Consider the following 13,196-nt stretch of genomic DNA (forward strand, 5'->3'; position numbering starts at 1 on the left):
TCACGTGCAGGTTGTACTCGGGGCCGAGCTGGTTCGGGATCGTGAGCATCAGCGTGTCCGCTGACATTACCGCGTCGTCGGCGCGCAGCTGCTCGATCAGCTTGTCGGGGGTGTCGGCATACGTCTTTCCGAAGGTGGAGCGGAACCCGTCAATGATCCCGATCTGATCCTGGCCGTCGCGTCCGCGAAGGCCGAAATACATCTCGTCCTGCTCCGTGACGATGGGGAAGACGCTGCGACTCACGGAGACGCGCGGGCGACCCGTGTGGCCGGCCTCCGTGTATGCGGTGCGGAACTCGTCGATCTGGCGCGCCTGCAGGATGTGCAGTGGCTCACCCGTTGCCTCGGTGAGCAGCGTTGAGCTCATGAGGTTCAGGCCGGCGGTGCCCGTCTGGCGCGCGGTGTCGATGCTGCCAGCGCCCCACCAGACGTGATCGCGCAGCGTAGCCGACTGCGGCTCAATCGCGAGCCGGCCGAGCGGGCCCATGTTCGGGTCGCTGTCGACGAGCGTCTCGCCCTCGATCGCCCGCATGAACAGGTCGAACTTGTCGCGTGCGAGGTCGGCGCCGCGCGGATCCTCGGATCCGGTGTACCCGAAGGCCTCGTAGCCGCGTACGGCGGTCTCGGGGGATCCCCGGCTCACGCCGAGCGCGAGCCTGCCCTCGGCGATGATGTCGAGTGCTGCGGCCTCCTCGGCCAGGTACAGCGGGTTCTCGTAGCGCATGTCGATCACGCCGGTGCCGACCTCGATGCGCTTCGTGCGCGCGGCCATCGCGGTGAGCAGGGGGATCGGCGAGGCCGCCTGGCGTGCGAAGTGGTGCACGCGGACGTACGCGCCGTTCACGCCGATCTCGTCGGCCCCCTCGGCCAGCTCGATGGTCTGGCGCAGCATGTCGCCGGCGGTGCGCACCCGCGAGCCGGGGACCGGACCGTAGTGGCCGAATGACAGGAATCCGAATGCTCTCATGCTGGGTGCAACGTGCGCGGGCAAAGTGTATTCCCGCGCATGTAGTTTGGGTGGGGCAGCGACCTGCCCGTCCCGTCCCGGCACCCTGGGCCCACCCGGCCGCCAGGCCGCCCGCCGAGACGCGGCACCCTGGCACCACGCGCATGGTACCCGGGGGCGATCCCGCACCGCGAGCGCACTCGTAGCGTCGAAGCATGGACATTCAACCGAGCGGTATGGGCCTCGTTGCGCGCGTCGCGAACCTCAGCAAGCACTACGGCGCGGGCGACCACCGGGTCACCGCACTCAACGACGTCTCGATCGGGATCCGGCGCGGGCAGTTCACCGCGATCATGGGCCCATCGGGATCCGGTAAGTCGACCCTCATGCACGTCATGGCCGGGCTCGACACCCCCACCGAGGGGCGGGTGTGGCTCGGCGACGACGAGATCACGCACCTCGGCGACGCGGAGCTCACCCGGCTGCGCCGGCGCAGGATCGGCTTCGTGTTCCAGGCGTTCAACCTGGTGCCGACACTCGACGTGATGGGCAACCTGCGGCTGCCGTTCGAGCTCGACGGGCGCGGCGTTCCCGCAGCAGATCGGGATCGGATCGATGCGCTCGTGCAGGCGCTCGGACTCGCCGGCCGCACCTCGCACCGGCCGCACGAGCTGTCGGGTGGGCAGCAGCAGCGCGTCGCGATCGCGCGGGCGCTCGCCACGCAGCCGGACGTGATCTTCGCCGACGAGCCGACCGGCGCCCTCGACTCGCGCACGGGCCGCGAGGTGCTCGGCCTGCTCCGCGCCGCCGTGGTCGAGCAGGGGCAGAGCATCGCGATGGTGACGCACGATCCGATCGCCGCGAGCCACGCCGACCGCATCCTCTTCCTCGCCGACGGCCGCATCGTGTCCGACCGCGGCGCGATGACGCCGGAGCAGATCTCGGAAACCATGCTCAGCCTGGAAACGGTCGCGGCGTGAAGACCGGGGCCGGAATCCGCGAGCACGGCGCCACCGTTGTGGTGGCAGCGCTCAGTTCACTCTTCGCCGCGACGCTGATCCTGTTCACCGGGGTGCTCGGCGCGGCGCTCGATCCCGCACTGATCGCTGAGTCAGCGACGTTCCGGATCACGCTCCTCATGGTGTCGGTGGTGTTCATCATCATCGCGCTCTACGTCGGCGCGATCGTCACCGCGAACACCTTCGCGACGATCATCGCCGGCCGCACCCGCACGATCGCCCTGCTGCGACTCGTCGGGGCGAGCTCTCGCGCGGTGCGCGGCCGCGTCGCCGCCGAGGGGCTCGCGATGGGCCTGCTCGGCGCGGTGATCGGTTGGGTGCTCGCCGAGGCGCTCGTCGTCGGCGTGGTGACCTGGGGCCCGGGGCTCGGCTGGCTGCCCGAGGGGCGGGAGTACCCGATCTTCGACCCGCTCGCGCTCGGCGCGATCGCGATTGTCGCGCTCACCACGTGGGCTGCGGCCTGGGCGGGATCCCGCCGCGTTGGATCGGTCTCGCCGATCGCCGCGACCGGCGCCGCCGTCGAGCTCCGCCCCGAGGACGCGCGCGGCCGCAACGGGCGCACCGTGTGGGCGATCATCCTCGTGCTGCTCGGCGTGGTGCTCATCGCGCTCGGGCTGTTCCTCAGCCTCACGACCCCGATCGCTTTGTTCGTGTCGTTCTTCGGTGGGCTGTTCTCGTTCACCGGAATCGCGCTCGGCGCGCACGTCATCATGCCGCCCATCTTGCGGCTCACCGGGAAGGTTTTCGGAGCTGGCCCCACCGGGCGGCTGGCCGCGGCGAACGCGGTGCGCTTCCCCGAGCGCAGTTCGCGGTCGACGATCGGCCTCGTGATCGGGGTGACGCTCGTCACGATGTTCGCGGTGGCGCTCGAGACGTACGCCGCGATGACCCTGCAGGCGTTCGACAACAATCCGGAGCTTGAGCAGGCGCTCACCCAGACGCTCGCGATCACGACCGCGGTGTTCACCGGCCTCGTCGGGTTCTCCGCGATCATCGCCGCCGTCGGCATGGTGAACACGCTGTCGCTCAGCGTGCTGCAGCGCACACGGGAGCTCGGGCTGCTCCGCGCGCTCGGCTTCACCGGCGGGCAGGTGCGCCGCATGGTGATCACCGAGAGCTGCCAGATGACGCTCGCCGCGCTCGGCTTCGGCGTGGTGCTCGGCGTGTTCTACGGCTGGGTGGCCGCGCAGTCGCTCGTCGGCTCGCAGGTCGGCTTCGCCGCCCCATCGATCCCGTGGCCGATCCTTGCCGGCGTCGTGGTGTTCGGCTTCGCGGTGGCGGTCACCGCTGCGGTGGCGCCCGCGCGACGCGCGATCCGGGTTTCGCCGGTGGCCGCGCTCGCGGTCGACTAAGGGAGGGTCGGGCGGGGGCGCTGCGCCGGTTGCACGCTGCGCCAATCCGCACGGAGAAATTCGGGTTTTCGGAGGCATCCCAGAGATTGCCTCCGAAAACCCGAATTTCTCCGTTTGGGTGTGGGGTGCCCCGCGCGGCAGTGACCGTGGGTGTGTTGTGCCCCGCGCGGCAGTGGCTGCGGGACGCCGGGCGCGGCCGCGTGGTGCGCGGCGCCCGCCGCCCCGAGCACCGACCACCCCTTGCGTCTGCCACAGCCACCCCAGCACCCGCCCGGGCTAGGCTGGGGGTATGACCGTTGTGATTGATTCCAGTTTCGATCCCGTCCCCTCCCTGAACCGCTCGGTCGACGTCTCCGTCGCCGACACCGCCGCGGTCGAGGCCGCGCCGGCGCGCGCGTGCTTCGTGCCCGCCGAGGGCGACCTCCCCACGTGCGACTGCCTCGCCGGCCAGACGCGCGACGCGCTCGCCGCAGCGGGGTTCACCGGGGCAAAGAACCAGACTCTCGTGCTCCCCGGCGCGCAGTTGCGCGTGCTCGTCGGCACGGGCGCCGGCCTCACGACGAGCGCCGAGCTGCGTGACGCGGTCGCAGCGTTCACCCGTGCGGCGCGTGAGGCCGCGCACCTCGCCGTCGACCTCACCGCCGTGGTCTCCGAGCAGCTCTCCGCGCGCGACGCCGCGCTCGCCGCGACCGAGGGTGCGCTCCTCGCGCGCTACCGCTTCGAGGCCCTGAAGGGCGAGTCCAAGCACGTCGCCCTCGACGCCCTCACGCTGGGCGTCGCCGAGGCCGACCGCGCCGCCGCCCAGGACGGCGTCGACCGTGCCGTCGTGCTCGCACGCGCGGCCGCCATCTCGCGCGATCTCGGCAACACCCCGCCCCGCCACCTCACCGCGGAGAAGTTCGCGGATCTCGCGGCGAAGCTCGGCCCCGAGTACGGCCTCGAGGTGGAGATCTTCGACCGCGACGCGCTCGTCGAGCTCGGCACGGGTGGCCTGCTCGGCGTGAACGCCGGCAGCACCGACGAGCCGCGCATGATCAAGCTGCGCTACGTCCCCGAGGGCGCGAGCGACGCGACCCCGCACCTCGCGCTGATCGGCAAGGGCATCATGTTCGACTCGGGCGGCATCAGCCTGAAGCCCGCGAACTCGATGGGCAGCATGAAGCTCGACATGATGGGCGCCGGATCGGTGTTTGCCGCCATGCTCACGCTCCGCGAGCTCGGCGTGCAGTCGGCGGTGACCGGCTGGCTCATGTGCACCGACAACATGCTCTCGGGCACCGCGACGAAGATCGGCGATGTGCTCACCATGCGCGGCGGCAAGACCGTCGAGGTGAAGAACAGCGACGCCGAGGGCCGCCTCGTGATGGCGGACGGCCTCGTGCTCGCCACGGAGGAGGAACGTCGCCCGGACGCGATCGTCGACATCGCGACGCTGACCGGCAACGCCATGGCGGCGCTCGGCCTCGGCACCGCGGCGACCCTCGCCAACAACGATGACGTCGCCGCGCAGCTCAAGGCCGCCGCTGAGGCGACGGACGAGCGCGTCTGGCCGCTGCCGCTCGATCACCGCTACCGCGACCAGCTGAAGTCGAACGTCGCCGATCTGTCGAACATCGGCGGCCCGTACGGCGGGGCGATCCTCGCGGCGCTCTTCCTGAACGAGTTCGTTGCCGACTTCCCCTGGGGGCACCTGGACATCGCGCCGACGATGGAATCGGAGCGCGACGATCTGTGGCGCTCCACCGGGTCGACGGGCTTCGGCGCGCGCCTGCTCGCGCAGCTCGCTGACGACTTCGTGGCCCCGCAGGCCGCCGACGACGCGCAGGGAGCGTAGCCATGACCGGCCTGCTGCGCGATCTCGACGCGTACATCAGCGACTTCGCTGATTTCGTGACCGCCGCGCCGACCTCGTACCACGCGGCGGCGCGCATCTCGGAGCTGCTCACCGACGCCGGCTTCGCCGCGCACGACGAGGGTGCTGCCTGGTCGCCCCTCGCTGCTGGCGGGGCGGGCTTCGTGGTGCGCGACGGCGCCGTGATTGCGTGGCGGGCCGGATCCGAACTCACCGCGACGAGCCCCGTCCGGGTGCTCGGCGTGCACACCGACTCGCCTGGCTTCATGCTGAAGCCCCGGCCCGACTTCCGCGCGGATGGCTGGGCGCAGGCCGGCGTGGAGGTGTACGGCGGCCCGCTCCTCAACTCGTGGCTCGATCGGGATCTCGGCCTTGCCGGTCGCGTGGTCACCGCGGATGGCGCCGAGCACCTCGTCTGCACGGGGGCGATCGCGCGGATCCCGCAGCTCGCGATCCACCTCGATCGTGAGGCGAACACCGGCCTCGCGCTGAACAAGCAGCGCCACACGCAGCCGGTGCTCGCCGTCGGCGACAGCGCGGAGGGGGTCACGGTGGCCGGCGTGCTCGCCGACGCCGCGGCGAATGCCGCGAACGCGGCCGGCGTTGCCGCCGCGCCGTTCGCGCCGGGGGACATCGCTGGCGCTGATGTTCGCCTCTTCGATACGCAGCCGCCGCAGCGGATCGGCGTGAGCGGCGAGTTCTTCGCGTCGCCCCGCCTCGACAACCTGAGCTCGACGTTCGCCGGCCTCGTTGCGCTCCTCGAGACGGTGCCGGCGCCGGGCACGATCTCGATGCTCGCGGCGTTCGATCACGAGGAGCTCGGCTCGGAGACCCGCTCGGGCGCCGCGGGCCCGTTCCTCGCGGACGTGCTGGAGCGGCTGCGCGCGGGGCTCGGCGCCACCGCCGATGAGGCGGCACGCGCGCTCTCGGCGTCGTGGTGCGTGTCGTCGGACGCGGGGCATTCCGTGCACCCGAATTACCCGGAGAAGCACGACCCCAACGTCCGCCCGCTCGCGGGCAACGGTCCGATGCTGAAGGTCAACGCGAACCAGCGGTACGCGAGCGACGCGCACGGGGCCGCCCTCTGGGCGCGCGCCTGCGCGCGTGCCGAGGTGCGCACCCAGGAGTTCGTGTCCAACAACACGGTGCCGTGCGGATCGACGATCGGGCCGATCACCGCGGCGCGCCTCGGTATTCGGACGGTGGACGTTGGCGTGCCGCTCCTCTCGATGCACTCCGCGCGCGAGCTCGCGCACGTCGCCGACCTGCACGGCTTGGCGCGCGCGACGGGCGCGTTCTTCGCGGGCGCCTGACGCGCGGCTCCGACACACCGCAGCACCGTCCCCGGTTCGGCACGCGCCGAGCCGGGGACTTTTCTGTGTGACTGCGCATTTCGGATAGCCTGCGCGGCGGCCAGCGTGCATTCTTGTCTCATACCTTCAACCAGCGTCGCGAGAAGGAGACATTGAGTGCGCGAGTCATTTCGTTCGGCCATGCGTGAGTGGCGCACCGGCATCTGCCTGGTCACAGCTGTCGATGCCGAGCGCCGACCCATCGGCCTCGTGTGCAACTCCTTCACCTCCGTGTCGCTTGAGCCGCCGCTCGTGAGCTGGGCGGTAGACCACGGCTCGTCCGCAATCGCCGGCTGGCGTGCCGCGGCCTCCTACGCGCTGCACGTGCTCCCACCGCTCGAGCGGCCGCTTGAGCACCCGCTGATCGCCGCGTTCGCGCAGCGCGGCGGCGACAAGTTCGCCGGGCTGCGCTTCGCCCGCAACGAGAACGGGGACCCGGTGTTCCCGGAGCTCCCCACACGCTTCGACTGCGTACTCCACCAGCGGATCGAGCTCGGCGACCACGACCTCATGGTCGGGCGGCCCACCACGATCACCCACCCCGCACAGAATCGAGAATCATGAACCGCGACATCCTCAATGGCGAAGATTTCAAGCTCGGCCTCTTCTCCCCGAACTGCTCGGGCGGCCTCGCCGTCACCCGGATCCCCGAGCGCTGGAGCGCGAGCTGGGACGACAACCTCGCGCTCGCGCGCGCAGCGGAGGCCGCCGGCATCGACTTCCTGCTGCCGATCGCCCGTTTCATCGGGTACAAGGGCGAAACGAACTTTCACGGCTCCGTGCTCGACCCCATCGTGTGGGCCGCTGGCCTCCTCGCGAGCACGACGCGCATCAACGTGTTCTCGACCGTGCACACTGCCTTCAACAACCCGATGGTGGTCGCGAAGCAGCTCGCCACGCTCGACCAGATCGGCGGGGGCGGCCGCGCCGGCCTCAACGTCGTTGCCGGGTGGAACCTGCCGGAGTACGAGGCGCTCGGCGCCCCGATGCCCGAGGCGCACGACGATCGCTACGGCTTCGCCGCCGAGTGGCTCGACGTGATCGAGCGCGCGTGGGCCGCGGAGGGGAAGTTCCAGTACGACGGGAAGTTCTACCAGCTCACGGACAGCGAAACCGAACCGAAGCCGCGCGGTGGCCGCGTGCCGATCCTGAACGCCGGCTCGTCGACGCAGGGCCGCGACTTCGCCGCGCACTTCTCCGACTTCGCGTTCACGATCATTCCGGACGCCGAGACCGGGGCCGGCATCGTGCGGGCCATGAAGGAGCAGGCGCGCACCACCTACCAGCGGGAGGTCGGCGTGCTGACGCTCGGCCATGTGGTGTGCCGGGAGAGCCGCGCCGAGGCCGAGGACTTCCTGGCCTACTACGCCGACGAGAACGCCGACTGGGGCGCGGTCGACTACCTGATGGGGCTCCAGGGGATGCACGCGCAGTCGTTCACCCCGGAGATGCTGCAGACGATGCGATCCCGCTTCGCCTCCGGGCACGGCTCGCTGCCGATCGTTGGCACCCCGGAAGAGGTCGCCGAGCAGATCCGGGCCGTGAGCGATGCTGGGTTCGACGGCATGACGCTCGCGTTTGTCGACTACACGAACGAGGTGACGCAGTTCGGGCGAGACGTGATGCCGATCCTGGAGCGCATGGGCGTGCGGCGCCCCCGAGCCTAGATGCCGCTCCCGCTGCTCGCCGAGTTCCCCCTGGCCCGCGCCGCCGCGCCGGCCCGGCTTCGTGATGCCGTCGGGAGCCTCACCGGCTACGGGCACGCGGTACTCGGCGGGGAGCGGGAACGCCAGTTCGGGGTGGTGAACGGCCGGCGCATCGGGGCACTGTCGCTCGTGTACGTTGCGTACGCGACACGCGTGCGCGTCGTCGCGCCGCCGACCGGCGAGCAGGTCGTGCTCGTGATCCCGTTCGGGCCGATGCACGTCACCACGGCCGGCCACGCCGAGCGGCACACCGAGCCGTTCGTGCTCTCGGGCTCCGCCGAGACGATGATGCTGCCCGACCCGGAGGCCGGGGCGCTCGTTGGCACGGTGCCAGCGGCGGAACTCCTCGCGGCGTTCCGCGAGGGGTTCCCTGCGGCCCGCGAACTCAGCGTCGACCTCGCGCAGGCGCGGCCGATTCCGGTGCAGGCCGGCCCAGCGCTCCGCCGCGTCTGGAGCGATTTCGCCCGGCGGCCCGAGGCGGATCCCGGGCCGCTGGTCGATCGTCTCCTCATCGGACTGACGCCGCACCTGCGTGGCGGGTCGGGGCTCGGCGGCCCACCGCCCGCCTACCTCGCGCACGCCGTGCGGCACCTGCGTCGCCACCTGGGGGAGGCGGTCTCGCTCGCCGAGCTCGGCGAGGTGGTCGGGATCGGGAGCCGACAGTTGCAGCTCGCGTTCCAGGCGCACCTCGGCTGCACTGCCCAGGAGTACCTGCGGGACGCACGGCTCGACCGCGCCTTGGCCATGCTCCGGGCGGGCGGCGGGGCGAGCGGTGCGCGAAGCATCGCCGCGGTCGCGGCCGAGGTGGGGATCCCGCACAGCGGCAGGTTCTCCCAGTACTTCGCGACGCGGTTTGGGGTGCGGCCCTCCGAGATCTGCGCCTAACACGAAGCAGGGAGCGCGAAGCGCCCAGCACTGCGGAGCCCGATGGAGACCCCAGCGCCGGGCGCTTCGCAGGGAGCCGGCAGCTAGGCCATCGCCGCGCGGAGGCCGGTGAGCTGCTGCTCGAGTGCCGTGCCGTCCTCGTCAGCGAGGGCCGCCTTGCTCAGCCGCGCGAGCACGCCGGCGGCGTCGTCGCGCCCGGCGAGCGCGGGCACCACGGCCAGGAGCTTCGCGAAGCTCTCCGAGCCGTGCGCGTGCGTCTGGCCGTAGCCCTTGAGCACGCGCGCGCTCTTCGCGATCTCGCAGGCGAGGTCGTAGTTGGCCGGTGCGGTCTCGACGATGAGGTCGAGCCACGCGTCGATGGCGATCTGCTCGCGCCCGTAGCGCAGCGAGCGCGGTCGCATCGGCCGCATCGACGCCATGAACCAGAGCATGCTGTAGCCGAACACCGAGGTCGTGTTGACGATCATGCCGTCGCGCGTGATCTTGCCGACGACGCGGGCGAACAGTTTCGAGCGCGACAGCGCACGCCCCAGCGCGGTGGGGAGGGTGTCGGTGATCTCATCGACCTGGGGGTGGAGGAACTCGCGGACCTGCGTCAGCTGGCCGCTCTCGGCCTTCGCCTCGACGCGCACCCCCTCCATGCGCCGGGTGCGCAGCTTCTGCAGCGCGACGTGAATGGTGTCCTGGTACGACATCCAGAGCGCCGTGTGCCGCGCGACCTCGAGCGAGAGCACTGCCGGATCGCTGGCGCCGCGTGCGGCGTCGAACTCGGTGACGCGCGCGACGCGGTCGAGGAACAGGTCGGTGTAGTCCGGGCTCTGGTAGAGCGCGGTGCGCACGCAGCCGTGCACCACCATGGAGCGCGCGGGCTCGGCGAAGGAGGCGACGCGGTCCATGCGGTCGGCGATCTTCGGGCCGACGAGCGCACGGGGGTTACTGCTCGCGAGTTCGCTGTGGCGCCGCGCCTCGGCCTCCGCGGCCTCCTCCGCGGGGTCGCGCGGACGGCGGCGGCCGATCGTCACGCGCATCGGCCCGAGGCCCGACGGCTGCTGCGGGGGAGCCGCCGCGAGCGCGGCCTCCTCCGCCGCGGCCTGCTCGGCGGCCTCGAAGCCGAGGCCGAACGCTTTCAGCGAGCGCTCAACGGCCTTGCCCGAGCGCTTGAGCGACTCCTCGAAGGCCTCGCGGGGAATCGGGAGCGCACCCGAGCCGGCGAGCGCGCCGAACAGGGACGAGGAGATGACGCTCCCCGCCTGGGCGGCCAGCGCATTGAAGTCGGTGGCGATGAGCTGCTTCGCGCCGGCGCGCGCCGAGCCGAGGAGGCTCTCCTCGTCGACGCGGCCATCGCCGAGCGCGATCTTCTCCGTGATCGCGTACACGCGGTTCGTCGAGGCGATGAGTGTCGTGCGGTCGGGCGTGCAGAAGCCGCGCTGCAGTGCCCGCCCCGCCTCCATGAGCTCGGAGGCGATCACGACGTCGACCTCGCCCGGGGTGGGGAAGAGGCTCAGGATCGGCTCGGTGCGCGCGCTGTTCGGCGCTGCCGCGTCGCTTCGCGGGTAGAGCTCGACGTAGTACACGGTCGCGCCGGTGCGCTGCGCGACGCCGGCGACGGAGGTGCTCTGGGTGACGTAGCCGGCGTCCTCGCCGAGCGACACGATCCAGTCGGCGAGCACGCCGCCGCCCTCGCCGCCCATGGCGAGGATCGCGATGGTGATGGGCCTGCGGCCAGCGGTCCAGGTGCTCACGCGGCCACCTCGTACTGGCTCGCGCGGCGCTCGACCGGGCCGGACAGGAGCGAGATCCACGCGGAGCGGATCCTGCCGAGGGTGCGGTCGCCCCAGCTCGGGTTGATCACCACGTCGGTGCGGTAGAACGACGGGCAGAGCGAGGCCGCGTGCGCGTTCGCGCCGCAGACGCCGCAGCCGACGCAGCTGTCGATCACGGTGGCGACGGGGTCGGTGCGCATGGGATCCGGGTTCTCCTTCAGCGTGAGCGACGGGCAGCCGGAGATGCGGATGCACGCGTGGTCGCCCGTGCACGTGTCGGCGTCGACGCCGAAGCGCTGCCGCACCACGCGCTTGCCCGCCTTGATGTCCTGCTGCGCCTGCGGTTTCACGCGGCGCTGCCGGTTGAGCTGGCACTCGCTCTGCGCGATGACCACCTTGGGGCCCTCGGTTTTCGTGGTGAACGCCTCGACGAAGATCTTCTTGAGCTTCGCGACGTCGTAGGTGTGCGTCATCGTTTTCGCCCACTTCACGCCGACGCCGCGGACGGCGCGCTCGATCGGGTTGCGCGAGGAGCGCGAGCCGATCTCCGCCTGCCCGTACGAGGAGAGCACGTCCTGCCCGCCGGTGGCCGCGGCGTACGAGTTGTCGACGACGACGACCACCTGGTCGTTCTTGTTGAACACGGCGTTGCCGATGCCGCTCGTGAGGCCGTTGTGCCAGAACCCGCCGTCGCCCATCACGCCGATCGTCGAGCGGTCGGCGTCGCGCGAGTTGAGCGCGGCAGCGCCGGCCGAGCCGAGGCCGTAGCCCATGGTCGTGCCGCCGAGGTTGAACGGCTCGTTGATGCCGAACAGGTGGCAGCCGATATCCATGCTGACGTGATGCTCCTGCCCGGTTTCCCGCTCCGCGAGCTTCATTGCGGAGAAGATGGGGCGCTCGGGGCACCCGGTGCAGAGCCCCGGCGGGCGCGCCTGCACCTGCGTCGCGTCGACGCGCGGGGCGAACGGGCTCGCCGGGTCGCTGGCCGGCAGGAGCAGCGACGGCATCGCGGCCATGAGCTCCGGCGCGTGCTGCTCGAGGAACTGCGTGACGCCCTTCGTCACGACCTGGGTCGTGTATTCGCCGCCCATGGGGAGGAGGTCCTTGCCGTGCAGCTGCGTCTCGACGCCGGCCTTGCGCAGGATCGAGTGCAGGTTCTGCTCGATGTAGTCGGGCTGCCCCTCCTCCAGCAGCAGCACCGCCTTCTTGTCCCGGCAGAACTCCAGCACCTCCTCGTCCACCACGGGGTACGTGACGTTCATGACGTACATGGGGACGCGGGTGTTGCCGAACGCGTCCGAGCAGCCGACGAGCTCGAGCGCGCGGTTGAGCGTGTTGTAGAGCCCGCCCTGCACGATGATCCCGATGTCGTCGACGTCGCCGTCGAAGAACTCGTTCAGGCCGTGCTCGCGGATGTAGTGGACGGCGGCGGGCCACCGCGTGTGCACCTTCTCGTGCTCGTGCAGGAAGCTCGCCGGCGGCAGTACGATGCGGTTGAGGTCGCGCTGCGGGTTCTCGACGGCGTCCGTGATGGTCATCGGCGGGCGCACGTTGTCCGCGGCGGTGAACGAGCCCTGCAGGTGGCAGGAACGGAGCCGGAGGTCGAGCATCACCGGGGTGTTGCTGGCCTCGGAGAGCGCGAAGCCGTGCTTCACGGTGTTGACGATCGCCGAGATGTTGGGGCGGGGATCGAGGAGCCACATCTGCGACTTCATGGCGAACGCGTGCGAGCGCTCCTGCATGATGCTGGATCCCTCGCCGTAGTCCTCGCCGAGGATCACGAGCGCGCCGCCCTTCACGCCGCCGCTCGACAGGTTCGCGAGCGCATCGGAGGCGACGTTCAGCCCCACCGTCGACTTGAACGTGACCGCTCCGCGGAGCGGGTAGTGCACCGACGCGGCGAGCATGGCCGCCGCTGTGGCCTCCGACGCGGAGTTCTCGAAGTAGACGTCGAGCTCCTCCAGGATGTCGTGCGCGTCGCCGAGCACGTCCATCAGGTGCGAGATGGGGGCGCCCTGGTAGCCGCCGACGTACGCGACCCCGGATTCGAGCAGCGCCTTGGTCACCGCGAGGATGCCTTCCACGTGCAACTCGGTTCCCTCACCGGAACGGAGGAGCTTCACCTCGTTGACAAATGACCGTTCAGCCATAATCCCGCCCTTTCGTGTCACCATTGACGCGCGGTCCCCCAGTGACCGCACTCTCGAATATATCAAAGAATCAGCGATCGTCACACAAGTGAAATAAAGAATTCGCATTTCGGCCGGACGCACGAGGGCTCCCGGCCAGCCGGCCGGGAGCCCTCCACGCACCCCGCCTGG

General features: G+C 70.9%; 9 protein-coding genes and 1 pseudogene. 7 read left to right on the plus strand and 3 right to left on the minus strand.

The features are described 5' to 3' along the window. A partial coding sequence (locus tag EGM46_RS10705; protein WP_125100145.1) for an LLM class flavin-dependent oxidoreductase occupies positions 1 to 967 on the minus strand: 967 nt, incomplete at its 3' end. Between the two features lie 194 nt (positions 968 to 1,161). Between EGM46_RS10705 and EGM46_RS10710 the strand changes: the two genes are divergently transcribed. From EGM46_RS10710 to EGM46_RS10740, 7 genes are all read left to right on the plus strand, one after another. Next, entirely contained in the window at positions 1,162 to 1,926 is a 765-nt protein-coding gene (locus tag EGM46_RS10710; protein ID WP_125100146.1) for an ABC transporter ATP-binding protein, read from the plus strand. Beyond that, positions 1,923 to 3,317 (plus strand): ABC transporter permease, encoded by a 1,395-nt coding sequence (locus tag EGM46_RS10715; protein ID WP_125100147.1) that lies wholly within the window; start codon positions 1,923 to 1,925, stop codon positions 3,315 to 3,317. Before EGM46_RS10710 ends, EGM46_RS10715 begins: the two co-directional genes overlap by 4 nt. A 289-nt stretch (positions 3,318 to 3,606) precedes the next feature. Further along, complete coding sequence (locus EGM46_RS10720) at positions 3,607 to 5,151, plus strand: leucyl aminopeptidase family protein (RefSeq protein WP_125100148.1); 1,545 nt, start codon at positions 3,607 to 3,609, stop codon at positions 5,149 to 5,151. 2 nt (positions 5,152 to 5,153) lie between these two features. After that, positions 5,154 to 6,482, plus strand: a complete 1,329-nt coding sequence (locus EGM46_RS10725) for a M18 family aminopeptidase (protein WP_125100149.1) — start codon at positions 5,154 to 5,156, stop codon at positions 6,480 to 6,482. A 156-nt stretch (positions 6,483 to 6,638) separates the two neighbouring features. Further along, complete coding sequence (locus EGM46_RS10730; protein ID WP_125100150.1) at positions 6,639 to 7,085, plus strand: flavin reductase family protein; 447 nt, start codon at positions 6,639 to 6,641, stop codon at positions 7,083 to 7,085. Further along, positions 7,082 to 8,188: an LLM class flavin-dependent oxidoreductase gene (locus EGM46_RS10735; protein WP_125100151.1), complete on the plus strand. Its 1,107-nt coding sequence runs from the start codon at positions 7,082 to 7,084 to the stop codon at positions 8,186 to 8,188. The genes EGM46_RS10730 and EGM46_RS10735 overlap by 4 nt, the downstream gene beginning before the upstream one ends. Continuing rightward, entirely contained in the window at positions 8,189 to 9,112 is a 924-nt protein-coding gene (locus EGM46_RS10740; RefSeq protein WP_125100152.1) for a helix-turn-helix transcriptional regulator, read from the plus strand. Between the two features lie 83 nt (positions 9,113 to 9,195). Here the strand turns inward: EGM46_RS10740 and EGM46_RS10745 are convergent, their stop codons facing one another. Further along, the gene (locus EGM46_RS10745; RefSeq protein WP_125100153.1) at positions 9,196 to 10,854 is read right to left on the minus strand and encodes an indolepyruvate oxidoreductase subunit beta family protein; all 1,659 of its coding nucleotides are present in this window, start codon (positions 10,852 to 10,854) and stop codon (positions 9,196 to 9,198) included. Between the two features lie 422 nt (positions 10,855 to 11,276). After that, positions 11,277 to 13,133 (minus strand): annotated as a pseudogene (locus EGM46_RS10750) (thiamine pyrophosphate-dependent enzyme); the annotation flags it as partial. Positions 13,134 to 13,196: the final 63 nt, after the last annotated feature.

It is taken from the genome of Leucobacter chromiireducens, assembly GCF_003917135.1.
In the GTDB taxonomy this organism is placed as follows: domain Bacteria; phylum Actinomycetota; class Actinomycetes; order Actinomycetales; family Microbacteriaceae; genus Leucobacter; species Leucobacter chromiireducens_A.